Source organism: Mesorhizobium sp. (assembly GCF_965229135.1).
Taxonomy (GTDB): Bacteria; Pseudomonadota; Alphaproteobacteria; order Rhizobiales; family Rhizobiaceae; genus Mesorhizobium.
Window position 1 is genome coordinate 1,225,155 of the sequence record NZ_OZ245860.1, and the last position, 26,844, is coordinate 1,251,998.

The 26,844-nt window shown below is 59.7% G+C and carries 16 protein-coding genes and 2 pseudogenes; 8 read left to right on the plus strand and 10 right to left on the minus strand.

All coding sequences use genetic code 11. The annotated features are described in order from the left end of the window. Positions 1-184 precede the first annotated feature (184 nt). From ACO07C_RS06045 to ACO07C_RS06055, 3 genes are all read left to right on the plus strand, one after another. Positions 185-673 (plus strand): NUDIX hydrolase, encoded by a 489-nt coding sequence (locus tag ACO07C_RS06045; RefSeq protein ID WP_421913294.1) that lies wholly within the window; start codon positions 185-187, stop codon positions 671-673. 112 nt (positions 674-785) lie between these two features. Further along, on the plus strand, positions 786-1,097 hold the full coding sequence (locus ACO07C_RS06050) for a PilZ domain-containing protein (RefSeq protein ID WP_421917445.1): 312 nt from the start codon (positions 786-788) through the stop codon (positions 1,095-1,097). Between the two features lie 670 nt (positions 1,098-1,767). Continuing rightward, positions 1,768-5,556, plus strand: a complete 3,789-nt coding sequence (locus tag ACO07C_RS06055) for a vitamin B12-dependent ribonucleotide reductase (protein ID WP_421913295.1) — start codon at positions 1,768-1,770, stop codon at positions 5,554-5,556. Between the two features lie 684 nt (positions 5,557-6,240). Here the strand turns inward: ACO07C_RS06055 and ACO07C_RS06060 are convergent. From ACO07C_RS06060 to ACO07C_RS06070, 3 genes are all read right to left on the minus strand, one after another. After that, positions 6,241-7,689 carry an amino acid permease gene (locus ACO07C_RS06060; RefSeq protein WP_421913296.1) on the minus strand — a complete coding sequence of 483 codons (1,449 nt, stop codon included), beginning with the start codon at positions 7,687-7,689 and terminating at the stop codon, positions 6,241-6,243. Further along, a complete protein-coding gene (locus ACO07C_RS06065) occupies positions 7,682-9,652 on the minus strand; it encodes a pyridoxal phosphate-dependent decarboxylase family protein (RefSeq protein ID WP_421913297.1) in 1,971 nt (656 codons plus the stop codon). The genes ACO07C_RS06060 and ACO07C_RS06065 overlap by 8 nt, the downstream gene beginning before the upstream one ends. 72 nt (positions 9,653-9,724) lie before the next feature. Continuing rightward, complete coding sequence (locus ACO07C_RS06070; protein WP_421913298.1) at positions 9,725-11,158, minus strand: APC family permease; 1,434 nt, start codon at positions 11,156-11,158, stop codon at positions 9,725-9,727. A gap of 410 nt (positions 11,159-11,568) precedes the next feature. Between ACO07C_RS06070 and ACO07C_RS06075 the strand changes: the two genes are divergently transcribed. Continuing rightward, positions 11,569-12,423: a PRC-barrel domain-containing protein gene (locus tag ACO07C_RS06075; RefSeq protein WP_421913299.1), complete on the plus strand. Its 855-nt coding sequence runs from the start codon at positions 11,569-11,571 to the stop codon at positions 12,421-12,423. A 265-nt stretch (positions 12,424-12,688) separates the two neighbouring features. Here the strand turns inward: ACO07C_RS06075 and ACO07C_RS06080 are convergent, their stop codons facing one another. The 4 genes from ACO07C_RS06080 to ACO07C_RS06095 form a co-directional block, all read right to left on the minus strand. Continuing rightward, entirely contained in the window at positions 12,689-13,054 is a 366-nt protein-coding gene (locus ACO07C_RS06080; RefSeq protein WP_421913300.1) for a hypothetical protein, read from the minus strand. A 133-nt stretch (positions 13,055-13,187) separates the two neighbouring features. After that, the gene (locus tag ACO07C_RS06085; RefSeq protein WP_421913301.1) at positions 13,188-14,252 is read right to left on the minus strand and encodes a mechanosensitive ion channel family protein; all 1,065 of its coding nucleotides are present in this window, start codon (positions 14,250-14,252) and stop codon (positions 13,188-13,190) included. A 34-nt stretch (positions 14,253-14,286) separates the two neighbouring features. Continuing rightward, a complete protein-coding gene (locus tag ACO07C_RS06090) occupies positions 14,287-15,903 on the minus strand; it encodes a CHAD domain-containing protein (RefSeq protein ID WP_421913302.1) in 1,617 nt (538 codons plus the stop codon). A gap of 251 nt (positions 15,904-16,154) precedes the next feature. Further along, complete coding sequence (locus ACO07C_RS06095) at positions 16,155-16,577, minus strand: response regulator (RefSeq protein ID WP_421913303.1); 423 nt, start codon at positions 16,575-16,577, stop codon at positions 16,155-16,157. 825 nt (positions 16,578-17,402) lie between these two features. Here ACO07C_RS06095 and ACO07C_RS06100 point away from each other — a divergent pair. Then, positions 17,403-21,734 carry a chemotaxis protein CheB gene (locus tag ACO07C_RS06100; RefSeq protein ID WP_421913304.1) on the plus strand — a complete coding sequence of 1,444 codons (4,332 nt, stop codon included), beginning with the start codon at positions 17,403-17,405 and terminating at the stop codon, positions 21,732-21,734. Between the two features lie 420 nt (positions 21,735-22,154). Here the strand turns inward: ACO07C_RS06100 and ACO07C_RS06105 are convergent. Continuing rightward, a pseudogene (locus ACO07C_RS06105) lies at positions 22,155-22,271 on the minus strand (alcohol dehydrogenase); the annotation flags it as partial. Positions 22,272-22,599: 328 nt separating this feature from the next. On the opposite strand from ACO07C_RS06105, the gene ACO07C_RS06110 reads away from it, so the two are divergent. Further along, positions 22,600-23,160, plus strand: coding sequence for a hypothetical protein (locus ACO07C_RS06110; protein ID WP_421913305.1), 561 nt, complete (start codon positions 22,600-22,602; stop codon positions 23,158-23,160). A gap of 209 nt (positions 23,161-23,369) precedes the next feature. Here the strand turns inward: ACO07C_RS06110 and ACO07C_RS06115 are convergent, their stop codons facing one another. Then, positions 23,370-23,825 (minus strand): lysozyme inhibitor LprI family protein, encoded by a 456-nt coding sequence (locus tag ACO07C_RS06115; RefSeq protein WP_421913306.1) that lies wholly within the window; start codon positions 23,823-23,825, stop codon positions 23,370-23,372. 205 nt (positions 23,826-24,030) lie between these two features. Here ACO07C_RS06115 and ACO07C_RS06120 point away from each other — a divergent pair. Next, positions 24,031-24,322 (plus strand): annotated as a pseudogene (locus ACO07C_RS06120) (diguanylate cyclase); the annotation flags it as partial. Positions 24,323-24,410: 88 nt separating this feature from the next. Here the strand turns inward: ACO07C_RS06120 and ACO07C_RS06125 are convergent. Then, positions 24,411-25,499 carry a GH25 family lysozyme gene (locus ACO07C_RS06125; protein ID WP_421913307.1) on the minus strand — a complete coding sequence of 363 codons (1,089 nt, stop codon included), beginning with the start codon at positions 25,497-25,499 and terminating at the stop codon, positions 24,411-24,413. A gap of 352 nt (positions 25,500-25,851) precedes the next feature. Between ACO07C_RS06125 and ACO07C_RS06130 the strand changes: the two genes are divergently transcribed. Further along, positions 25,852-26,817, plus strand: a complete 966-nt coding sequence (locus ACO07C_RS06130) for a DUF1402 family protein (protein WP_421913308.1) — start codon at positions 25,852-25,854, stop codon at positions 26,815-26,817. Positions 26,818-26,844: the final 27 nt, after the last annotated feature.

The window sequence follows — 26,844 nt, forward strand, 5'->3', positions numbered from 1 at the left end:
GGTAGCCCCAAAAGAGTGTCACTTACTTCGGAAAAGCACCCGGAGAGCACAATACCGTGTGAATTCGTCATCGATTGGCTGAATTCGACCCGCTGACATAACGTTTTTACTTTTATTGCTGACAATTAGCCGTAAGATTCATGAGGCGGCAAACGATTCCTGGGAGTTGGGGCTAGCTTCTCCGATGTTGACGAGGCCAACGACGCACAACCATCTGGCTGAGAGGGTCCGGCGCCTTTTTGGCACGGCGCCTTGCCGCCTGCAGGTTGCGGCCCTGCCCTGGCGCGATAACGGGCACGGTGTGGAGGTTATGCTGATCACGAGCCGCGACACCGGACGCTGGGTGATACCCAAGGGCTGGCCAGAGGCAAAGGAGCCGCTTTGCATGGCCGCCGCGCGGGAGGCCGGCGAGGAAGCCGGGCTGCGCGGGACAATCTCCCATATCGAGGCTGGCCGTTATTTCTATGCAAAGGTGCTTGCCTCCGGAGAGGAAGTGCCGTGCGAGGTCCTGGTGTTTCCGATGCAGGTCGACAGCATCGCCGACCAATGGAAGGAAAAGCGGGCCCGCACGCGCAAATGGGTAAGCTCCACGGAAGCCGTGCGCATGGTCAACGAGCCGGATCTTTGTCAGATCATCGCCTATTTCTGCGCCGATCCGAGCAGGTTCAGCTGATAGCTATTTCTTGAAGGCTCCCACCGCCGAGCAGACACGCATCGCGTGCGTTATCATGAATGGTTTGCTAATCATTCGCGGGTAAAAATCGAATCGTCTGGCGCTGATGTCGATGACCAACCCTGCGAACTCAATTCCTGAAAAGTCTGACGAGCATCGGCGTGAACATCGCCAACGCGTGCTCAAGGGCGGGACGATCATCACCGGGATTCAAAATTCCGAAGTCAGTTGCACCTTGCGCAACCAGCATGAGGGCGGCGCCGAATTGAAGATTCCGCTCGAAGCCCGGGTTCCGGACCGGTTCCTGCTCTATGTATCCGTCGATGGCATTGCCTATCGATGCGATGTCCGTTGGCGGCGCAATGACCGGCTCGGCGTTCAGTTCACTGGTACGGAGCCGAAGCCGAAGCTTCACTACGGCTGATAGTTCCCGGCGGTCGGCAGGGCCCCTTCACGGAGGGGTACCGATAATGCGGATGGCCCCGATGGGAGCCCGTTGGCAACGGCGGCGGGCCGGACGCCGAACGCCCCCACCCTCCATTCTATCCCCGTTATCCACATATGTGACACACAAGATGTTGGGGTCACAAAAGCTACGCAAACGAATCCTTGACGGCGCAAAACGAGTCGCCTTTTATAGGCCATGTGCTCCTGTTGAGAGCGCGACCGGAAAGTTCTGAGCCCGGTCTTTTTCCCGGATTATGTGCGTTTTTGCTCGCATTTCCGCCTGTTCACGAGGCCGGCGGAAGCGTTGGGATTGTGGGGTTGTGAGCAGCGAAAGGGAGAATTGTCGGACTGGAATAAATTGTCTGTTAATACTATATTTAGTGTTTGCAGGTAGGTTCGACGCTAGATAATGTGAATTTCCCTCCTGGGAGGGAATCGGAAAAATCAGCTTTGAGGGACCCGCGGGGTTTCGTCGGCGAGTTGGACAGGCGCTTCGCAAGACGTTTGACCAGCATGGCCAGCGGAGAACCGCGAAAAGGAGAGCCGGCCGTTTTCGGACGCCGGCAGGCGGCGGACATGCGCGTTTCGAATTGGGGGCGGAAATCCCCAGAGAAAAGCGCTATATATAGACAAAAGGGACCGGACCAATGCGCATCGAGCGTCGTTTCACCAAGCCAGGCCAATCCGCCTATGCGGAGATCGAATTCCGCAAGGCGCTTTCCGAGATCAAGAATCCGGATGGCTCCGTGGTGTTCCGTCTCGACAACATCGATGTGCCCGCGCAGTTCTCGCAGGTTGCCGCCGACATCCTGGCGCAGAAATATTTCCGCAAGGCCGGTGTCCCCGCACGACTGAAGAAGGTGGAGGAAAACGACGTTCCCTCCTTCCTGTGGCGTTCCGTGGCCGACGAGGCCGAACTTGCCAAGCTGCCCGAAGCCGAGCGCTATGGTTCCGAGATCGACGCCCGCCAGGTCTTCGACCGGCTCTCCGGCACCTGGACCTACTGGGGCTGGAAGGGTGGCTACTTCAAGTCGGAGGACGACGCGCGCGCCTTCCGCGACGAGCTTGCCTACATGCTGGCCACGCAGCGCGTGGCGCCGAATTCGCCGCAGTGGTTCAACACCGGTCTGCACTGGGCCTATGGCATCGATGGCCCGAGCCAGGGCCACTATTATGTCGACCCGTTCACCGGCAAGCTGACCAAATCGAAGTCCTCCTACGAACACCCGCAGCCGCATGCCTGCTTCATTCAGGGCGTGCAGGACGACCTCGTCAACGAGGGCGGCATCATGGATCTATGGGTGCGTGAAGCGCGCCTGTTCAAATACGGATCGGGCACCGGCTCCAACTTCTCGCTGCTGCGTGGCGAGGGCGAAAAGCTGTCGGGCGGCGGACGTTCGTCCGGCCTGATGAGCTTCCTCAAGATCGGCGACCGGGCGGCCGGCGCCATCAAGTCGGGCGGCACGACGCGCCGCGCGGCGAAAATGGTCATCGTCGACGCCGATCACCCTGATATCGAGGAATTCATCGACTGGAAGGTCAATGAAGAGCAGAAGGTCGCCTCGCTGGTCACCGGGTCCAAGATCGTCAAGAAGCATCTCGAAGCGATCATGAAGGCCTGCGTCAACTGCGAGGGCAATGGCGACGACTGTTTCGACCCGTCGATCAACACCGCGCTGAAGCGCGAGATCAAGGCGGCCAAGAAGGACGCGGTGCCGGAGAACTACATCTACCGCGTCATCCAGTTCGCCAAGCAGGGCTACACCTCGATGTCGTTCAAGACCTACGACACCGACTGGGATTCCGATGCCTATCTGACGGTCTCCGGCCAGAACTCCAACAATTCGGTGTCGCTGAAGGACAATTTCCTGCGCGCCGTCGAGGATGATGCCGACTGGCACCTCACCGCCCGCAAGGATGGCAAGGTGATGAAGACGCTGAAGGCACGCGACCTCTGGGAAAAGATCGGCTACGCCGCCTGGGCATCGGCTGATCCCGGCCTGCATTTCAACACGACGATGAACGACTGGCACACCTGCGCTTCCGCCGGTGCGATCCGGGCCTCCAACCCGTGCTCGGAATACATGTTCCTCGACGACACGGCCTGCAACCTGGCCTCGATCAATCTGCTGCCCTACCGCAACGCCGACAGCACCGTCGACATCGCCGCCTATGAGCACACGGTGCGGCTGTGGACCATCGTTCTCGAAATCTCGGTGATGATGGCGCAGTTCCCGTCGAAGGAGATCGCCAAGCAGTCCTACGAATACCGTACGCTCGGCCTCGGCTACGCCAATATCGGCGGCCTGCTGATGACCTCCGGCATTCCCTACGATTCCGACGAAGGCCGCGCGATCTGCGCCGCGCTCACCGCGATCATGACCGGCGTTGCCTATGCCACTTCGGCCGAGATGGCCGCCGAACTCGGCGCCTTCGCCGACTACGACCGCAATGCGCAGAACATGCTGCGCGTCATGCGTAACCATCGCCGCGCCGCCTATGGCGAGAAGCAGGGCTACGAAAAGCTAGCGGTCAATCCGGTGCCGCTGGTCGCCTCCGACCTGAAGCAGCCCGAGCTCGCGGCTCATGCCAAGGCAGCCTGGGACCGTGCCATCGAGCTTGGCGAGGAACACGGCTACCGCAATGCGCAGGCGACCGTCATCGCACCGACCGGCACGATCGGCCTGGTCATGGATTGCGACACCACCGGCATCGAGCCCGACTTCGCGCTGGTGAAGTTCAAGAAGCTGGCCGGCGGCGGCTATTTCAAGATCATCAACCGCGCCGTGCCGGAAGCCTTGCGCTCGCTCGGCTATTCGGAAGCACAGCTGGCCGAGATCGAAGCTTATGCGGTCGGGCACGGCAACCTCAACCAGGCGCCTGGCATCAATCCCGGCTCGCTCAAGGCCAAGGGCTTCACCGATGAGAAGATCGCGGCGCTCAATGCGGCATTGAAATCGGCCTTCGACATCAAGTTCGTCTTCAACCAGTGGACGCTGGGCGCCGACTGGGTGAAGGAGACCTTTGGCTTCACCGATGAGCAGCTCAACGACTTCTCGTTCGAGATCCTGCCGGCGATCGGCTTCTCCAGAAAGGACATCGAGGCCGCCAACATCCACGTTTGCGGTGCGATGACGCTGGAAGGCGCGCCGTTCCTCAAGGCCGAGCACCTCGCCGTGTTCGACTGCGCCAGCCCGTGCGGCAAGATCGGCAAGCGTTCGCTTTCGATCAACAGCCACATCCAGATGATGGCGGCGGCGCAGCCCTTCATCTCCGGCGCCATCTCCAAGACCATCAACATGCCCAACGATGCGACGGTGGAAGACGCCAAGGGCGCCTACATGCTGTCGTGGAAGCTGGCGCTGAAGGCCAACGCGCTGTACCGCGACGGTTCGAAGCTGTCACAGCCGCTGAACGCCTCGCTGCTCGCCGATGGCGAAGAAGACGAGGATGAAGTCGTAGAGCAGCTGATCCAGGCACCGGCGGCAGCACGCGCGGCGCAGATCACCGAACGGATCGTCGAGCGCATCATCGAGCGCGTGTCGCGCGAGCAGGAAAAGCTGCCCGGGCGCCGCAAGGGCTACACCCAGAAGGCCAAGATCGGTGGCAACACAATCTTCCTGCGCACCGGCGAATATGATGATGGCCGCCTTGGCGAGATCTTCATCGACATGAACAAGGAGGGTGCCACGCTGCGTGGCCTTCTCAACAACTTCGCCATCGCCATTTCGCTGGGTCTGCAATATGGCGTGCCGCTCGACGAATATGTGCACGCCTTCACCTTCACCAAGTTCGAGCCGGCCGGCATGGTGCAGGGCAACGACGCCATCAAGAGCGCGACGTCGATCCTAGACTACGTGTTCCGTGAACTGGCCATCTCCTATCTCGGCCGCAACGACCTCGCGCATGTCGACCAGTCGGACTTTTCCAACACGGCACTTGGCCGCGGCATCAGCGAAGGCAAGACCGACGCCGTCTCCAAGGGCCTGACCCGCGGCGCCTCGCCGGTGAAACTGGTGTCGAGGGCAATCGGCAACGAACCGAAGGGCTTTGCTGCCCCCTCGGGCGCCCCTGCCCGCTCGGCTCCGACCGCCTTTTCAGGTTCCAACGTGCTGGCGCTGAAGCCGGCCAGCGACGAGGCGGTCGCCTACAAGCGCGACTATGAGGAGCGGGCCAAGGAACTGGCCGAGGATATCGCCTTCGAGGAAGCGGCGGGTGCGGCTTCCGTAGCTTCGGACGCCACGGCGGCGCTGTTCACCGATGCCGCCGCCAACGAAGCCGCCGAGGCCAAGAAGCTCGCCAACGACCGCCGCGCCAAGTCCCTGCTCCAGGGCTACACCGGCAATTCCTGCTCCGAGTGCCAGAATTTCACCATGGTGCGGAACGGAACTTGTGAGAAGTGCGACACCTGCGGCGCCACGAGCGGGTGCAGCTGAGGAACCTCAAGACGACGGACGGACGACGTAACATCATCATCGGCCCGATCATCAGATCGGGCCGAAATGGTAGAAGGAACAAAAAGGGTACAATGCATGAGGATGTCTTTATGTGACACCGTATGGAAACACCAAGGCCGACCCTCTCGGGTCGGCCTTGGATACCGCGAATAAGCCGAAGCCCACGAGGGGCAGGCCAAAGCGCTCGATCTGGACTTCGCCTCCGCCGAAGGGGAGACGCTCAAAGCAGGCGCCATAGGAGCGCTATCAATTCGCTCTGCTTATGCGTGTCGGTCTTTTGAAAAATGGCCTTTAGCCTATGTCTGGCTGTTTCAGCAGCTATCCCATCATGCCAGTTGCTTCCTTCAGCGAATGACCAAGCAAAAGCACCTTGCACAGCCGCTGTTCAGAGGGTGTCAGGCCGAAGGCGGTGGCCAAATCCGCCACTTTGCCGGCCTCAGCCGGCATGGACAGGTTGCGCACCATGACATGAAAGAGCGGAGAGCTGGCAAACCGTGAGCGCTACCCCGAGAGCGCCTCATCCATCACCAAGTGCCCAATCTGGAAAGTTCGTTTGAACGTCACTCCGTTCCCTGTGCTTCGGCGAGACGTGACTGAGCGTTGCTTGCCGCCTCCTATACCGATGATCTCCATGATAACCTAAGGCGCAGCTTGGATAGCCCGTCAAGTAACAACGGTTTTGTTCCTGTCACGACCGCCGGCAAGACCCAGCGCGAAGTAGATCGCGCCCAGGACGCCAAACCAGGCGGCGGCGAAATAGAAGGCAATTCGCGTCTCGGGATCAAAGGCCATCAATATGACGACGACGCCGACGAATGCGAGAACAAGCCAATTGGTGACGGGAGAACCCGGAAGGCGGAACGTAACGCCTGGTCTGGTTCCGTTCTGTACAGCCCGACGATACCGCATATGCGACACCATGATCACTATCCAGGTCCACAACAGAAACACCAGGACGCCGGTGATCGCATAGTTGAAAACGCTGGCAGGAACCAGATAGTTCAGTAGGACTCCCAAGAGCATCATGGCAACCGAGACGGCCAGGCACCGGCTGGGAACCTGGTGCTTGTTGAGGTGTGAGAGAAAGCGCGGAGCTTGCCCGGAACCGGACATGGAGTAGAGCATCCGGCTGGTCGCGAAGAGCCCGCTGTTGCATGCGGACGCTGCTGCCGAAATCACGACAATGTTGACGATCGCGGCGGCGGCCGGAAGGCCTATGCGCGCGAAAACCAGTACGAAGGGGCTCGCCGTCGGATCGAGCTGATCCCAAGGATAGAGTGTCATGATCACCGTGAGCGCGCCGATATAGAAAATCAGGATCCGGTAGATAATCCCGTTGAATGCTTTTGGAAGCGATTTGCCGGGGTCCTTCACCTCTCCGGCGGTCAGCCCCAGGACCTCCGTGCCACCGAAGGAAAAGGCGGCGATCGGGAGCGCGAGCAGCACGCCCATGGCACCATGCGGAAAGACGCCCCCGTGCGACCAGAGGTTGGAGAAATCGGCGGGACCGGGAGTGCCTTTCAAGCCAAAGAAAATGATCACCGAGCCCAATGCGATCATCGCCACGATCGTGACGACCTTGACCAGCGACAGCCAGAATTCGATCTCGCCATACAGCTTTACGGAGATGATGTTCGCGCCATAGAGGACGATGACCGCGCAAAGCGCTGGGATCCATTGCGGCAGATCCGGGTACCAGTAGTGAAAATAGATTCCGATCGCGCTGACTTCCGCAACCCCCGCCAGGATCCAGTTCAACCAGTATGACCATCCCGTCAGAAATCCTGCCCAGGGGCCGATGAACTCCTCGGCATAGGACGCGAAGGACCCGGCGACGGGCCGATAGATCGCGAGTTCGCCTAGCGCCCTCGCGATCAGAAAGACAATGATCCCCGTGATCAGATAGTCCAGGAGCAGACCCGGGCCGGCCTTGTGGATGGCTTCGCCGGAGGCGAGGAACAGGCCGGCCCCGATAGCCCCGCCTATGGCAATGAACTGGACCTGACGATCGCCCAAGGCGCGCGACAATTGACCAGGTTGGGTCTGGACCTTGGTGTCTGAACCTGTTGCCGCTATGGGCAGTGCCACAAGGGGACTGCCAAGTTCACTCAAGATTGCCAACCTTCAGGGGGTGATTAGAGCGCGCGGGGTTGGTTTCACTCGCTTTGGGCGTATCCCTGCTTGGTGCCGCGGGTTGAGACCGGTCATGCGCGATGATCCGGCCAATTTCCTTTTTCATGATCTCGAGATAGGACTGCCAGCTCTCGGGATAGCTCGCGACCTTGACGATCCACGGATGGAGCACGCAACACCTGAGAACATAGACGTTGTGGATACGGTTCCATTCCGCCTCCGGGATTCCCAGACGGCCGACCAGCCCCATCGGGGCATTGCCATAGGAATCGAATTCAAGGACGGTGTGCGACGTAATCCAGTCGTCGGCGTATAGCGGTCCGCCTTCATAGGACGACGCCTTGTAGATCTGGGCATTCAGATCGTTCATTCTGGTCAGATCAGTGTTGCCCTTATAGTTGAAGGCCATGCAGACCACATTGAAATCCGGGCCGTCGAGCAACTGCTCGCAGACGATAACCTGGTCACCGACCGTGAATTCCCGGACGCTTTCCAGTGCCTTGGCGAAATGGGCGGCGCCGGCAACGCTGCGACCGATCAACTGCCCGTATCCGGCAATGTTGAGCGGCAGGAGTCTGTGCGCCGCCCACACGCCGGCCGCCGCGGCGCCTGATTTGGAGCCTTCAAGTATGACGCTGCCGAGGTTCATTTCCAGATTTTGCTTGTTGTCGAACACGTAGGCCGCATCGTAGGAAACAAGCCCCAGGATGCGTTTGTCCCGCAACGCTATGCCGCCCGCGGCATAGGGAATGTAGCCCATCTTGTGCGGATCGATGGTGATCGAATCCGCCAAGGGCATCGCGCGATATGCGCTCCAGACATCCTCGGACGGGAACATGGCCTCCGAAACCGGAACACCCATCCCGGCAATCCTGGCGCGGACATCGGCGAAGCTCATGAAACGGTTGCCCTCGTCGAGGAACACCGCCCGCCCGTAACCGCCATAGGCCGCATCGACGTGAAAGTAGAACGACAGACCCTGCTTGACATATTCGTCGCGCAGCGCGGCGACGGCGGCGATGTCATCGACAGCCCCCTCCTCCGTCGTCGCGACCACGGCAACGATGGATATGATTGGCGTCCTGGACTTGATACAGGCGTCGATCGCCGATCGCAGCGCGCCGATGTCCATGCGATACCGATCCGTGACGGGGATCCGGATGAGATTGTCGACGCCGATGCCGAGAACATCGGCCGCCTTGTCCCAGGAGTAGTGCCGGGTCTGCGGCACAATGATCTTTCCGAGCTTGCCTCCGCCGGCGCCGCGCGCCCGCGCCGATGCCTTCAAGACAAGGCCGAAGGTCTTCTGCTCTTTGGTCCGATCGACCAGATCGAGGATCTGGGTCACGGACAGGTTGAGCAGTTGCCAGTCGTCGAGACCTTTGACGAGCTCGGGACTGACCTCCTTCACCGCCAGCGGGAACGATTTGAGGTTGCGGGCCAGCCACAGCGATTCATAGTTCGCTATCGTGCCGTCCGACGTGATGTGGCCCCAGGAACGATCCGCATCGTAGCCAAGCAATTTCGCGAAATCGCCACCGCACTCGAGTTCCATATGGGCGGTTGCGACCGAGGATTCGTAGGCGACATTGTTCGGGTTGTACATCGTGGCCGCCATCTGGGCGAGGTTGGCCACCATCAACGTGTCCGAATTCATGTGACCGAGGTAGCGTGTCGAGAACCAGGGCGTCGAACTGTCCTTCAGCTTCGCCGACACCATGTTCAAGACGGCGGTCGTACGGTCGAGAGTGGAGGTGAACGGCGGTTGCCGCATTTCGCTCGGTTCGACCATCTCGTCGTCGGCCGGATGGAAGTCACGCCGCCAATGGACGTGCTCGTCCATCAGGAAATCGAGCGTTGTCTTGAAGAAGGCCTGGTTCTCCGATTTCGGACCGAGAAAGAGGGCTTCGACGACAATCGGTTCTTGGCTTAAAATTTTCACGGTTGCACTCAGCTTTCAGAATTTTGCACGGATAGTGCGGGAATGGTTCGTCTGCGGGCTTGTCTTGCGTCGCTAAGCGACGGGCAGCGGAATGACAGCGACCTGCTTCCAGTTGGCTTTGCGGAGGCGATAGATCGCGATCGGGATCAGGCACACCACGATCGTGCCGATGATCATGAAGAGTTCGAACGGCAGCGGGTCTTCCTTGACCTGCGTAGGCGGCAGCAGCGAGATCACGAAAATGAAGGCGGCGGCGACAATCCCCCACCCGGCCATGAGCCACATGCCGAGCTTGCCTCCGGGTATCCGGAACTTTCGCGGCGTGTCCGGCTGGCTGTATCGCAACCGGATGGCGGCCGCGTACATGAAGAAATACATGACGATATAGACTGAAGTCGTCAGGGCGAAGAGCGCCCAGAAGCCGGCGCTGACGCCGCCTGGCAGCACAACGAAGACCGCTCCCCAGAACGTCACCAGAACAGCCTGCAGGAACATGAGCGCGGTCGGTACACCCTGCTTGTTTTCCTTTTGGAACACCGCGGGCAGAAGTCCGTCGCGCGCTGCCACACTCAGTCCGCGCACCGGGCCCAGCACCCAGGCGATAACTTCGCCCACGGCCCCGACGATGATGAGAACACCGACGACAGGGGTAATCCAGCTAAGCCCCGGACCGAAAACGACCTGAAAGCTCTGCATGATTCCGGCGATCAGGCTCAGGTTCTTCACCGGAACGATCCACGCAACGACCAGGCCGCCGATTACGCTTGTGACCGCCATGATAACGCCGACGACGAGGATCGCGATCGGGTAGTCGCGGTTGGGGTTCTTCATTTCATTGGCGTGCGCGGCAGAGACCTCGATGCCAATGAAAAAGAAGACGAATGTGATCAGGAGAACGAGATCCCCGGCATCGGAGAACTGTGGAACGAGGTCCCTGGCCGACGGGATCAGGGGAATGAGGACGGGGTGGCCAGTCCAGATATAGAGAATACCGCCGCCGATCAGAACGATCATGGGAATGAAAGCCCCCAGGATCACGAAGAGCGTCGTCCATCGGGCGTAGGTCTTCAAGCCTTGAAGATTGAGCAGCGTGGCTCCCCACCAGACGCCGACGACCACCGCGAAGATAAAGAGCTTGCTATCGGCCAATGCGGGGTTGAACAGATAGGCGGCCGTGCCCGCGATAAAGGTCAGGATGCCGATGAAGCCTATGGTCATCTGAAACCACTGCAGCCAGATCGCGACGAAACCGCATTGCTCGCCGAAGGCCTCCTTCACCCAGACATAGACGCCGCCTTCCTTGGGCCAGCCAGTCGCGAGCTCAGCCGAAACGAGTGATGCCGGGATCAGGTAGAGAATGATCGCCAGTGCGTTGAAGGCGATGGTCTGCCAGCCCACGAGGGCCTGAAGCGGAAAGGTGCGGATGCTGATCAACACCGCGGACGTAATCATGATGAACGTTGGCAGTGACAGGGAATAGCTGGTTGGTTTTGCAGCTGTCGCCATGATGTCTTCCGATCCAATTGACTGTGCTTGAATGTCGCCGATTGCCATTGCCCGGCGCGATACGGTCGGCCGGAGCGATGAATCTCGTGAGCTCGATCATGAGCGCCCAAAACTTGTGTCGAATGGGTTTGATGGCAAAACGGATTAATTGAAAGCATCGGAAACTACCTACGGTCCGAGGGGGCCGAAGCGAAATTTCCAGGAACATCTCCGCGCGCTAATACGAACGCAGGCAGGGCCGAGCCGCTGCGTGCCCGCCGATATCTAATCGCCTGCGTAGTTTCCGACCCTGTGGGCGCGATCCCTAGAAGGCTAAGGTCAGTTCCAGGCAGCGCGCCGGCCGGATAAAGGACGATGAATCCTGCACCTCCGGCCAGGTCCCAGGCTCTTTGCTTTGCCTTGGCCTGGCGATGCCGCTGGTATCGATGGCTGATCCCGCTGCTGTATCACCGACACCTGCGAAACAGACCACGGATACAAGGAAGCTCATAATGTTGAGGCACAAATCAGAAATCATCGGTTATGCCATCGCGGCAAGCGACGGTGTGATCGGTACCGTTACCGACGTCCTGTTCGATGACACGAACTGGATCATTCGATGGTTGGTTGTCGACACCGGCAAGTGGCTCTCGGGCCGCAAGGTGCTTCTGCACCCTTCGGCGCTAAAGCACGTCAATCATAGGGGTCACCAGTTCTCCGTCAAACTCACGATGCAACAGGTCAAGGACAGCCCGGATATCGACACGGATCAACCGGTGACGCGGCAAATGGAAACCAGCATCTACGATCACTACCCATGGGGTGCGCCCTATTGGTCGACGCCATATTATATGGGCGGATACGGCTACTACGTGAACGGCTTCGGCTATATGGGCGGGCCAATGGAGGAACAGCTTTCCGATGACGACATTCCACGCCGGCACGGCGATCCGAGCCTGCGCAGCATGAAATCGGTGAGCGGATATCATATCCATGCGACCGACGGCGAGATCGGCCACGCCGAGGACTTTCTTGTCGACGACAAGGATTGGAGCATCCATTATCTGGTGGTCGACACGAACAACTGGTGGCTTGGAAAAAGGGTTCTGATCTCGCCATGGTTTGCGACGGAGATCAGCTGGAGGGATAGGCTGATCAACGTCGACGTCACCCGACAGACGGTCAAGGACAGCCCGGCCTATGATGCCGCCACCGTGGTGGACCTTGATTACGAGAGGCATTTCCAAAGTCACTACGGTGATGGGCAACCCAACCTCCACCACTGAGGTCTTGCCCGGTCTTTTCTGACACTATCATCAGGAGGGATCGGGCGAAGCCGATCCCTGTGAGCTGAGCGCGGCTGCGCATCGCGCAACAACGCCATGGTGTCGCGCTGGCCTCCATTTGGCGAGTGCGACCGCCGCCCGGAGCCATGTAGTTCATTGAAGATAGCCTGGACGGCCGCATGGATTGGAGCTTCTTCGGCCACGTTACAGGCAGGTCCGAGCCTGCACGACAGACCACGAAAACGTTGCTGGCGAGGTTTCGGCGTTAGATGTCGGATTTGGCCGGGTCAGTGTCGATGTCGGGGCCACGCCAACGAGGTATGCTGAGCTTACCCGTTATGCGGCGGCCCGGAAGACTGCGATCCATCCGGGTTTCTCCGGCATTGTCACCCAGCCCCAAGCCCGTTCCCGCGCTGGTGTCGCCCGTTGCCCCTCCGAGGTCGAACCCGGGCCGATCCACCGCGCCAGCCATGGGCGCTCTTTCCGCGACAATTCGATTCAGGCCCTCGCCCGCGTACTTTCTCCTGGCCTTCTTGAGCCAGGTCGAACCGGACGGCAAAAATCCATGATCTTTATCGTTTTTCATGATGTCACCAAAACCAGAATGTCCAAGGACCAGGAAACAGTTCATCGGAGCGATCGCGTACAGACGGCGCCCTCGATCAAGTCGGGCACAAGCGACCGTCTGACGCCACCGTACGATCATGCCGAGCCGAGGAAAGACTCGGAAACTACTCAGATTGACAGTACGAGCGCGAACCAGATCATCGCCACTTCGGAAACAAGACCCGGCCGGCATCGGCGTTGAGTTTAACGAGCATCTTTCGCAGGAGCACGGTCTTCACGCGCCCGGCTTCCTTGGGATCGACGAGATAGCGCACCACCGCGTCCAGCCAGCCATCCTCGTTCGTACGGAAGAAGACCGTGGGCTCCTCCCGCACGTCGATCTGGTCGACCGGCGTCTTTTCCAGAACGGATCGGTAGGCGCGAATGCGCTGCGCCATGACCGCGCCGACCTCTTCCGTAGCCACGCCCAGCAAGATATCAGACACGAAATCCAGGTCGCTGTCATACGCGACGTAGAAGCGGATCTCATCCCAAATGTAAGGAAAGAGCTCCCAGGAGTAGTTATAGACCGGAGCACTCAGCACGATCGAATTCGGGAATTTGACGATGCGCCCGCTTGGATGATCGGTGGAAAGATATTGGCCCCCAAACTCCCAAAGCGTGGTGTCGAAATAGCTCACGTCGATGACATCTCCGGTCACGCCGGCGATCTTGATGCGATCGCCGACCCGATAGGGCTTGCGCGACAGAACATAGATCCAGCCGACAAAGCTGGTCATCGGCGTCTGCAGCGCAAAACCCGTTACAATCGAGAAGATGCCGATCGCTACGGGCACCGTGTACCAGGTCTGGGAAATCGCGGAGAGAAAGACCAGACAAACCAAGGCTATTGCAATCAGCCTGACGACCAGACGCAGGTTGAAAAACGTCACATTGTCATTGAGGGTCTTCTTGTTGATGACAGCATCCGCCAGCCTTTGGACGGCAAGTATGAGCCCGCTCAAAAGGGCGGCAAGCAGCAGATGAACCGTCAGCGAGCCGTATGACGCGGAGACGCCGAAAGCGGCTGCCCCCAGCTTGATGTAGGCCGCCAGGAGCGCCCCGGGAACCAGCACGCCAAGCACATACCAGTATGTCCGATGCCCATGCCCGCTTCTGTGTTTCTTACCAGCCGCGCTCATCGCCACGGCTTCGTGCATCGCATGTTTGACGGGATCCGTGTTCCCACGCACCACCTTCTCGCTCGTCTTGGGATTGATCATCGCGACAGGCCCGCCTGAACGGTGGCAGACGATCCTACGCCCATGGCACGGCCGTGCGCGCGAACTGGTGCCAACGATGGCGCAGCCCTTTCTCGCCGTGCTCCAGTTCGGCCGCCTGACTGGCCAGGATGGCAGCGATGGCGCCATTGGGGTGAGCCAGTTCCTGCCTATGCTTCAACTCGCCTATTAATCCGGGCGTGCGGGCAATGTCATTGAAACGTCCTAGCGTATCCTGGAGGCGCGCCAAAGCTTGCGCATAACGCTTCATCTGTTTCGTCTTGCCGACCACGGGAAGCAGGAAATCAGCGACATAACGCAGCTTCTTGAGGGCTATCCGCAACTGATGGCGCTGATCGGCAGCAAGATGATCAAAGTGCCTGCCGCGCTTTATCGCCTTTCGATGCAGCGCACCGAGCACATCGACCGCAAAGCGCCTTGTTGGTTTTGACAACTGCGCAAGCCCTTCAGGCGTGGCGTCGCCGCGCCACCCGCGCTGCCGCGCCCACAGGCCCAGTTCGAGCAGGAAGCGGGCGACGTGCTCGTCCGTCGTTGCTAGACGCCCTTTCTGATGTGCCTCTCGGCGAGCCGTCGCCGCCGTACCGCGAAGATCGTCGTATCCATTCACCGATACGCTTTTGCTCAAGATGGACGGCACGGTTTCAGTCGCGAAAACATCCCAGTCACGCGCATCTCCCAATGCCGCCTCCAGCCTCTTGGCTTCAGCGCGCAGGCTTTCGATCCTTGGGGACCCCGAGGTCCGCTTCACGAGGTCAAACGCGGCACGGACACGACGCAAGGCGACCCGCGCCTGATGCACGCCTTCCGGACTGTCGCTGTCACCCGCGAAGTGCAGATTGCCAACCAGATGCGTCAGGACGCTGGCGAATATCGCGGCGAAGGATTCATCGAGCGGTTGTCGTGGCGAAAGATCTGGTTGGCAAGCCTTGAGGGCCGTCGGCTTTGAGCCAAGCGCCAGATCGAAACCTCTGTCGGCCTTTGCCCTCGAGCTCGGCATAAGTACGCCTGACTGACCGAGAGCGAGTGCGAGTTGATAGAGCGCAGCCGTTGCGCCTGCCTTTAGTTCGAGTTCCACTTCGGCGACCGGTTCGGTCTTGTCACCCGAAACGACCCGCCCCCTGTCTATTGCGACTTCAATGATGGACGAGGAAAACGACAGGGTTGTCTGCTCGCGGTCGATCTCGGTGGTGAACAGCGGTTCGAGAGCGGCTTCGCCGATTCTCTCCAGCACGTCCGCCGGCAACAGGCCCTGAAGCCGTATGCGGTCCACGTCCTGACTGGACACAGCGCACTCCCATTCGCCGCGCAGAAGCTCGTCAGAGGCGCTGTCTGCCGAGCTTTTCACCGTCATGACATAACCATCCCCGTCATCTCTTACGCGAAGCGTGAAGCCATCCTTTCGCAGCGCACGATCCGGCGTGTCGTAGTAGACAGACGTCAGCCGGCGTTTCTTGTGATCCAGGACATGTCCATGCAGGATCGGCGCGGCGGCAATATTGTCGAGTTCGTCCGGCTTTGCGACCAGCATCTTGAGTTCGATTTCTCGACCAATCCCCGCCGTGACGCTAGGCGGCGGCGCGTGGCCGCCGGAAACAGACGTTTGAATGCCGGGAACTGGTGCCCGCATGTTCATGGCTTCCTCCGATGCCGGTTCGAATTGTGTTGGCTTTCCGCCAACGCTATCGCCGTCGAACGCGCGACGTCCGGCTATTGTGTCGAGGAGTATAGGCTTGGCGCAGTGCTTTTCGGGAGCGTCGGAAATTACTCACGCCAGATCTCCGGCGGATGGCCGACCCACCCAAAGTTCTTCCGCGCCGATGCCAGCCGGCCCTCGCTTCGGAGCGGCTCCGGGACGGTTCGGCACGAAATGCCCGACGCAAAGTCTCAACCCTCGCCTTTGCCCCGGCCGATTGTTTTTCGTGGCTCGGGCAGCAAGGACGGCTCGTCGGTGGATGCCCTGCCCAGCGCGCTTGCAACGGCACGTGCTAGGTCGGATTCGCGATATGGCTTCTGAATCACCACAGCGCGCGGGTCGCGGCGGCAGTTCGTCAGGATGTCGCCAGTCGCGAAGATGTGCGGAATGAAAGTTGACTTGAGGATTTCCTCTACCGCCGCGATGCCGCTTCCCATACTCAGACGTACGTCCACGATCATCACATCCGGCCTCGTCGCCAAAGCCGCTTTTACCGTCTCTTCTTGTGTCTGGGCAGACGCGCATACCGTGTGCCCCATCTCTTCAAGCATCTCGACAAGCATCATGCTTATGAATGGGTCGTCTTCAGCGACCAGGATACGAAGGCTACTCATGCGAGTGGCTCTCCGCCCGCTCCGCCTTCATTGATCCAGGCCTCTATCTGGAGGCGCTGCAGCAGCTTCAATCTGCCATCCCGTCGACGATCGGTTGTTTCGTCACCCGGCTGGGTATAGTCGTGGCGCGACCAAACCACCATCTGTGCCCTCGACTGTTCTGGAACTGGCTGCATTTCGTTCATCTAAAAACTTCTTATCCGTTGTATCTTGGCGCTAAGCCCATATTGAAATCCGAGCCGCGCCAAATATGGCTCCAGAGAGCCGAGCGAGGCTAAAGCCCTTGGTCCCACTTTTTGTCCGTGGCCGGCCACGAAGGATGGCGGAGGGGACGGCCATTCGCAGCCGGCCACGTGACGGTCATGAACGGCGCCTCATAGGTTCGTTCAGGATCAGGAAGCTGGCGCAGAGCGGCGCGGCAAACCCGACCATAGGATCATACGCCTTGCCGTCGATATCGGCAGCGTCGGAAACTACTCATGCAATTTTGCTAAGTCTTAGGTCGGATGCGCCGGCCCCGTTTTGGCTATCGTGTCCGTTCACGCAACAGTGTTTCCGTGCGACGAAACCCTGGAACTTGCACGCCCCCTGCAACGTTAGCGGTGGACGAGATCGAGAATCGATTTCAATCAAAATGATTTCCGCGAACGCACCGTAGGCTCCTAAGCGTCCCTTGGCCACCAATCTCAAGCGTTGCTGTGCGGCGATGATACCAGTGCTAAACTCGGATTGCCCGTTCCCTGCGGAGCTGGCCCAAAGGAACCCAAAATGCCTGGGACCACACCCGACCATGCGGAGACGGCGCGACCGTCGCCGAGCGGGTCCTTGCTCGCGGACGCCTTTGATCCGACCAATTTCCGAGTTGTCGCCATAGGCGCCTCCGCAGGAGGATTGGAGGCTTGTCAAAAGCTGCTGGATGCCCTTCCGACAAAGCCGGACATGTCATTTCTGCTGGTACAGCATCTGGATCCCTCGCATAAAAGTCTGATGGCCGAGTTGCTCGGCCACCATACGACCATGACAATTGCAGAGGCAGCCAACGGCACGGCAATCGAACCGAACCACCTTTATGTGATACAGCCCGGAACATATCTGGCCGTAAAGAACGAGACATTGGTCGTGTCCAAACCCAGCGCGCCCCACGGAGCGCGCTTGCCGTTCGACTTCCTGCTGAACGCGGTTGCCAACGAGTATGGCGCAAGAGCCATCTGCGTCGTACTTTCAGGAACAGGCGACGACGGCAGCGTCGGACTGAGGGGAATAAGCGCCAGAGGCGGCCTGGTCATAGCGCAGGATCCGCAGGAAGCAACGTTCGACGGCATGCCCCGAAGCGCCATAGCCACAGGCCTTGTAGACCTCGTCATGCCTGTCGGGCGGATCGCCGAAGCGCTGGTTGCCAGAACCGCACCGTCTACCCATGACATTATCGAACCACTCGATACCCCATCAACCGAGCGCGCGCGCGCTGAGATCATCGAATACCTGCGCACTCAAACCGGGCACGATTTCACGCATTACAAGACCGGGACTCTCCAGCGCCGCATCGAGCGGCGCATGGGCATGGCTGCGGTCAAGTTCGACGACATGACCGACTATCTGACGCATATCAAACAGGACGAGGCCGAAAGCAACGCACTGGCCAAGGACCTTCTCATCCATGTCACGCGTTTCTTCCGTGACCCCGAGATATTCGAATTTCTGACCAGGGAAATCATTCCGGGTCTGGTAAAAGCCGCGGCCCCGGAGCGCGCGCTCCGGATATGGATCGCTGGCTGCAGCACTGGCGAAGAGGCGTACTCCCTTGCCATTCTGTTCAGGGAGGCAATCGATGCCGTCGACAGCCGATCGAAGCTGCATGTATTCGCCTCGGACATAGAAGCCGACGCCATCGCAACGGCACGCGAGGGCTTCTACGGGCATGCGATCAACGCTGACATTTCGGAAGAGCGGCTCGCCAAGTTCTTTTGCCGGGAAGACACTGGCTACCGTGTCTTGGCCGAGCTGCGCGCTACGGTCGTCTTCACGGTGCAGAACATCCTGTCAGATCCGCCCTTCTCCAGACTGGACTTCATTTCCTGCCGCAACATGCTGATCTATCTCGGGCCAGATGCCCAGAAGAAGGCTATCGCGCTGTTTCACTTCGCGCTCAATGACGGCGGAATGCTTTTCCTGGGAAGCGCGGAGACGGTCGGCAACGCGGAGGGCCGCTTTGAAGCCGTAGCCAAGTCCCAGCGGGTCTACCGGCATATTGGCCGAAGCCGCCCCGGCGTGTTCGCTTTTCCGTTGGCCGCCGGCGCGGTCGATATGTCGCCTTCCAGGCTTGGGCAGCGCCGCACCCTGTCTCGCCAGGCAACGCTCGGCGAACTCTGTCGTCAGATGATACTGGAATCCCATGCGCCGGCGGCAGTGGTGATCAATCGCAAGAATGACTGCCTGTATGCCGTTGGTCCAATCGACCGTTACCTGAGCGTGGCTCAAGGGTCGCCAACACTTGATCTGCTCGCGCTCTCGCGGAAGGGCATTCGCAACAAAGTTCGAGCGGCTGTTCAGCAAGCTGTGCAGACAAATGCTCGTGTTCGACTTTCGGGCGGACAATCCGAGCGCGACGGGGTCGCGATTTCGCTGAGCATCGACGTCCAACCCTTCATAAGCGAGGGCGAAGACCTTCTGCTTGTTTGCTTTCATGAACAGGCATCTCGCGCGGTGCATGGCGCATCTGCCCTGCCTGAGGACGTACCGCGTATAGCTGAACTAGAGCTGGAACTCGACGACACTCGAACGGAACTTCAGAATGCCATTCGCAACCTGGAGATATCCGGCGAGGAACAGAAAGCCATCAACGACGAGACGCTCTCGGTCAACGAGGAGTATCAATCGACGAACGAGGAGTTGCTGACCTCGAAGGAGGAGTTGCAGTCGCTCAACGAAGAGCTGACGGCCCTCAACAGTCAACTTCAGGAAACGCTGGAACATCAGCGCACGCTGTCCAACGACCTTCAGAACGTGCTGAACAGCACGGATATAGCGACCGTATTTCTCGACCGGGATCTCAATATCCGTTTCTTCACGCCGGCGACGAAGCAGCTTTTCAACGTCATTCCAGGCGATGTGGGACGCCCCCTTGCCGACCTGGCCTCGATGGCGACCGACACCGCACTTCTGATAGATGCCCGCACGGTGCTTGAATCACTCGCCCCCATCGAAAGCGAGATCGAAGCAGCCGACGGCACTTGGTACATGCGGCGGATCCAGCCGTATCGGACGCAGGACAACCGCGTTGAAGGCGTGGTGATCACATTCGCTGATATCACCAACCGACGGCACGACGCGGACGCCCTGATCGCCGCCAAGCGCGAGGCTGAACAGGCGACCGCGGCGAAGTCGAGGTTCCTTGCGGCCGCAAGCCACGATCTTCGCCAGCCGCTCCAGACACTGACCTTGGTGCAAGGCCTGCTTGCCAGGACGGCCAAGGGCGAGAAGCAGGAGAGACTGATCGCGCGTTTCGATGAAACGCTCGATGCCATGACCGGGATGCTCAACGCCCTGCTCAACATCAATCAGATCGAAGCCGGCATCGTTCGAGGCGAAATCACGAATTTCGCGGTTGGCGACCTGCTGTCCAGGCTTGGACGTGAGTTTGTCTATCTCGCTCAGGCAAAGAAATTAGAACTGCGCCTCGTCACGACCAATTTGCGGGTCCGCAGCGACCCGCATCTTCTCGAACAGATTATCAGAAACCTGGCAGCCAACGCCTTGAAATATACCAAATACGGCAAGGTGTTGATCGGTTGTCGCCGTCACCTCGGCAAAGTCAGTATCGAAGTGTGGCATACAGGACCAGGCATCGAGGGCGATGACTTGCAGGCAATCTTCGACGAGTACTACCAGATCGACAACGCTGCTCGTGAGACAAGCAAGGGGCTAGGCCTTGGCTTGTCGATCGTCAAGCGTCTCAGCGACCTGCTCGGTCACGACGTGCGTGTTCATTCGATCCTCGGAAAGGGCTCGGTCTTCGCGATCGAAATCCCGCTTGCCGCGGACGAAGCTGAAGGCACGGAAGACAAGGTTGCAAAGCAAGAGATCACATCGCTTCCGACGGAACGACTCGCCGCCGGTGCGATTCTCGTGGTGGAAGATGATCCGGAAGTCCTTGAAATGCTTGAAGACCTGCTGAAGGACTCCGGCCACCATGTGCTGGTCGCTCCTGATGGTGCGTCCGCGCTTGAACTGACGCTGCATGGGGCCATCAGGCCCGACATCATCCTGGCGGATTTTGGGCTGCCGGGAAAAATGGACGGTGTGAGAACGGCAATTACGCTTCGCGAAAAGCTCCACAGGTCGGTTCCAGTGATCATACTCACCGGCGACATTTCCGCCGACACCTTGCGGGTTATCGCACAGAATGGGTTTGCACAGCTCCATAAGCCCGTCCGACTGCAGGACCTGACCAGCCTTATCCAACGTCTCTTATCCGACGAACGCGCATCATCTTTAGTTGCCGAAGAACGCGCGGAAGCGAACGAGGCGGTCGCGGCGCCGACGATCCACATCGTGGACGACGACACAAACATTCGTGAAAAGATCAAACGTGTGTTCGAGGATGACGGATACATAATGGAGACCTACGAGAGCTGCGAGGCTTTCCTCGAAAGCAGCAAGAGGAACCTTCCGGAATGTCTGCTGCTCGATGCCTACCTGCCGGGAATGAGCGGGTTGCAGCTCCTTGAAAGACTGCGTCAGCGGGGCGATGTCCTTCCCTCGATCATGATCACCGGCGAGAGCGATGTGTCGATCGCGGTGGAAGCCATGAAAGCAGGGGTTTCCGATTTCATCGAGAAGCCGATCGGCCTCACGGAATTGCGTGCCAGCGTACACCACGCGCTCAATCTGGCACGGGATTCGAACAGGCGGGCCCTGTCGCAGGAATCAGCCGCGTTGCACATGGCTGAGTTGACCCTGAGACAGCGCCAGATCATGGATCTCGTGCTGGCAGGCCACCCCAGCAAGAACATCGCCGCTGACCTCGGAATCAGCCAGCGGACGGTTGAGAACCATCGCGCGGCCATCATGAAGAAGACAGGCTCGAAGTCGCTACCGGCGCTCGCAAGGCTCGCGGTCACGGCTGTCAAAGTTCCAACGGAAACCAAGGTCTCCTGAGACCGTCCTAGCTACTGAGTAGTTTCCGACCCTGTGTCCGCCAGGCGGAAACGCGGTAACATCCGGTCGTTGCGCGAGCGAACTATTGCATGGGTACATGCCTGAACCCCTTATCAAGCAGGAGCGTGCGATGCCAAACAGATACGACAATTTCGTGCGTCGAGAGAATATCAAGAATTTCGAAGAGAAGTTGAGCACGGAAACCGACCCGGAAAGACGCAATCTGCTTCTTAAATTGCTGTCCGAGGAGGCTGCTGGCAGATTTTTGATCGTTAGTCTAACACCATGATTGCTCACTCCGGTGCCACACCCCCTCCCTGCGCTCGCCAGACTGGCACTTTTGCCGCCAAGACCAAGACGAACGCTTGACGCGAGACCGTCGCGTTCGATGTTGAAATCGCCTTGCCTTCGCGCGCCGGCGCCACAAATCGTGGTCTTGGTGATCTTGACGATGGCGTCGGTGGGCGCCGGGATCGATGGTTTGGGCCGCTCTTCAAGCGACTTTCTGCCAAGTCCCGAGTAGACAAGTGCTTTCATTGCTTGGTGCCGATCATTCGGTTTCGTGCAGGTGCCATGCTGGTTGTCGGCTAGATCGTATTGGCGGGAACCGCCGCCGGGAAAGCACCGGAAACTACCTAGGGGCATTGCCGTCAGGCTCTCGAAAACAGCCGCGGCGACTGACGCTGGACAGGTCCTTTTTTGAGTAGTTTCCGAACCTGCTCCCCAGTGACCAACCCGCCTAATGTCGCGTCTCCGTGTCAGCAGGCGCACGCCCTGAAAGCGGGGCGTTGCGTGACTGTAACATATTGAAAAGGCTCTCGGATCAGGTGCCGGGAGAAGCCTTTCCATCCAAAGGAGAACGAGAATGAAGACCATGACAGACGCTGCCGTCGCCATATTCCCCGATCACGAAGCGGCGGAATCGGCCGTTAAACAACTAAGTGCCGCAGGATTTGCAATCGGCAGCTTGAGCGTCGTGGGCAAGGGCTACCACACCGACGAGAAGGTCGTGGGCTTCTACAACGCCGGCGACCGCATCACGTTCTGGGGAACGCGCGGTGCTTTCTGGGGCGGCCTGTGGGGCCTGTTTCTGGGCGGCATGTTCATAACGCTACCGCTGGTCGGACCGGTGGTAGCGGTGGGCTATTTCGCTGCAGCCTGGATTGCCGCGTTGGAGAGCGCGCTTGTCGTCGGCGGCTTGAGCGCACTTGGCGCGGCGCTCTACAGCATCGGCGTGCCCAAGGACAGCGTCATCCAGTATGACAGCGCGATCAAGGCCGACAGCTTCATTGTGATGGCTCATGGAACACCTGAAGAAGCGACTCGAGCCAAGGCTATCCTCGGCACCTTGAAGCCATCGCGCCTTGATGTGCATTCCGGCCTTGGCAAGAAGCACGCCGCCGAGCTTGCCCTCGCAAACGGCTAGCCGAGGTTCTGGTTTGCGCGCGATTACATGAAATCGCTCAGGACACAGCCCGCCGAGCCTCGCCGAGGTTGGGTGGGCTTTCACGTCCTGGAAAGCCTTGAAGGACGAATGCCCCGCGCTCTCGTCGAGAGCGGCCTTGTCGGAAGATCGACTGGCTGAGAGCGGCAGTGCCCGGGGCCACTAACGGCATCATCTGCCTCCCGGCACGTTCAGTCGTCGATAGCCATGACGCGGACATACCCCTCCAGTTGAAGCGACCGATCCCGGATGACGTTGGTCGCGTCCGATGCCTGCATGGGCACGAACATCGTGCCCTGCCTTGTTTCGTACAACGCATCCCGTGCCTTCGTTTCGCTGTCGCGGAAGGACAGCCACGCGCGCTGTGACAGGCGCAATTGCTGCGCTGCCTTCTCGGGCAATTTGTGCATGAGGGTCGCATAGGCGGTATTCATGCGGCGATCGTAGTCGCTCGACGCCGCCGCCTCGCATTCTGTTTGACCGGCGGTGGAGGCATTGGCCGGGTCGTTCAGACAGCGGTCGAGTGTCGCGGCGGTAGGATCTTCCAGTGACGCGCCCATCAGGCTGGCCGGAGATGCCAGCACCAGCAAACAGGCCAGCACAGCTTTCGCTGCAACCAGTTTACGGCCTAAGCGCTCGATCTGCATGTCACCTCCAGACATCTTCCCATCAGGGTCGCGCTGTAGCAGGTTCCTGGCTCTGACCACGGAACTTAGCCGGCCAATGACCCTGCTACAGGATAACGTAGACTAGCCTCTCTTCCTTGACGGTTTCAAACGTCGTCGCCGACAATCTGTCTTCCACCGCGCAAAATGGCGCGTTGCCGACGGCGGTTTCATACCTGCGCACCTTGATGCGGACCGGAACACCGGTGACGCGATTGCCGGACAGCTGCGCGAGGAAGGCATCAAGGTCAAGCGCACGGTTCTGCCCGGTTTGACGCGGCGAGGCCCTCTCGGTAGCGGACCCAGCCAGGCACAAAGCTCTGATGAGCGATATCCAGAAGATCCTCCAGGACTCGGACGTCATCATCCAGCCTTACTGGCGCAAGCTCTGCGATCACTCCGCTGCGTCAGTGAAAAACCACGGCATGCACCCGACCTACGAGCACGACTTCGGCAAAGTCTGGCTCGACGAGCCGTGAAATAGCCTCACGCATTCGAACGGCGATGGCGAACGGATTGCCGCCAAAGGTGCCGCTGGCGACGGTTCAACCCACGGATTGAGGCGCTTCAGTCGGCGGCGGCAATCGTTTGCCGCCCGCCAGCCCAGTCACGCCATTGCCTCTCGTCGCCATGGAACACGTTGAGGTCGATGCGTCCCGTCACCCCATGAGAGAGGCCGGAGCCGGAATACTGCCAGAACAGCCATTTGCGACCCGGATAGACCTTTGATGGATGCTGTGCCACGGCACGCAGCCAGAATGGATAATCCAGGAACGCGCCCTGCAAATTGTCGCGGTAGAAGTCGGGCGCGGTGTAGATGATCGGCCGCTGGCCATAGTGGCGCTCAAGCTTGTCCATGAACACCTGCATCTTCTCCAGCACCTTCTCGCGCGAGGGCCGGTGCTTGCAGGTCGATTCTCCATTCCACTCGACATCGATGACCGGCGGCAGCGCGCCCTCCATCCTCGGCACATTGCGAATGAACCAGTCGGCCTGCTCGCCGGCGGTGCGGCACCAGTAGAAGAAATGATAGGCGCCGCGCTTCAACCCGGCGGCCTCGGCGCCGCGCCAGTTCTTCATGAACATCGGATCGAGATGGTCCCCGCCATCGGTCGCCTTGATATAGGCGAAGTTGGCGCCCTGGGCGCGCAGCTTCTGCCAGTTCACGTCACCTTGCCAGCGCGAGACGTCGACCCCGTGCACGGCCAGATGCCTGGGCGAAGACCTGCCGAAGTTGATGGGCTTGGCGTCGCGAAAGGCATAGCGCGTGACCGGTCCGGCAAGCATGGACGGAGCGGCGCGCGACAGGAGCTTCGGCGGCGAGACAAGGGCAGCCGGTTCGATCGAAGCATCGCCGCTGTCGGGCATGCCAGCCGACGCCAACGCCACCGTCTCCTCTTCGGCCAGGCCGAACGGCCGAGCGGGGCCGGCCATGGATGCCTGCTCAGGAGCCCCGCGCGCGATCATCGGCTTCGCTTTCGCCGAGGCGGAGGCAGAGGCAGAGGCGGAGGCCACGGGGGCGCTCGGCCGGACCACCGAACTGGTGATCTCATTGGACGGTTTGCCCATATCGAGCGCGTCGACGCCGGACGTCGACGAACAGCCGACGAGGCACAAGGATGCAATCAAGGAAGTGAGAATGCCGGGTAACCGCATCTGGACCTGTACGCAAAACACAACAGACCGAAGGCACACACAGAAAGCCGCCGGACAAATCAGACCGAGTTATGAATGAGAAATTACCAATAAAGTTTGAATCAAAATTTTATTGCCGGTGTGATGGTAAACACACGGCGGCCGAGGATCAGGGGCGGCAAATGGTGCACCCCTCGCCGGCCATGTGGCGGGAGGACCTCCGGCTGTGTGGCCGGCGTGACCCCCGAAGGCGGAATTCGACGATATGATGGGCGCGAAGGCGTGCGCCGCGCTTGACAGTCCCCGACGAGGCTGTTCAGGAAACAGGCAGCGCGGTCGACCGCCCATGCCCTCCGATCCCGAAAGGCGCTAGATGATTGCCTTGCAGAAATCTTTCCTGGTGCTTTTGCTTGTGATCCTTGCCTCGGCAGGCATGCCGTCGATTGACGCGGCCCATGCCGACACGATCGTTGTGCCGCCGGGTAACCGCTCCGTGACCCAACCGCCCATTCCCAACGCGTCAGCGGTGAGGACGCGCGCCTTCAACACGACCTATGATGAAAAATACCAGAAGATCATCGCGCTTCTGAAGCGCGAGAAGAAGCTCATCACGCATATCAAGCAGGTCGCCGCGGTCTATGGCGTTGATCCCATTCACATCGTCGGCGCGCTCGTTGGAGAGCACACCTATAATGTCACCGCGGTCGGTTCGGTGCAGACCTATTATGTGAAGGCACTCTCCTATTCCGGTCTTGATTTTGCCTTCCGCTACAAGGGGGTGAAGGTCCAGGATTTTGTCAAACGTCCCGAGTTCGCGGCCTGCGAACAGGCGAAAGGCAACGCCGCCCTCTGGAGCTGCCGCGACACGGTCTGGACGCAGCATTTCAAAGGCAAGACCGTCGACGGCGTCGCGTACGAGCCGATGACCTTCCAGCAAGCATTCTTCCAGCCATTCTTCGCCGGCCAGACATTCGGTCTCGGGCAGATCAGCCCGCTTACCGCCCTTGAGGTCACGGATCTCGTCAACAAGGTGAGCGGCTACGACAAGCTGACGCCGGACAATCCGCAAGCCATCTATCGTGATGTCATGGATCCCGACCGCAGCATCGTCTATATCGCGGCCATCGTGCGCGATGCGATCGACGCCTACAAGCAGCAGGGCTTCGACATCTCCCACAATCCGGGAATTACAGCGACCCTGTACAATGTCGGGCAGCCCAGGCAGAGGGCGGCCGCGTTGCGCGAAGCAGGTCGCAAGCTGCCCGTCGAGAATTATTATGGCTGGCTGGTCAATGACAAGCTGGACGACCTCAAGGCGCTGCTCGACAGCGGCAGCTAGGCTCAAGTCAATTGCCGCGGCCCATGT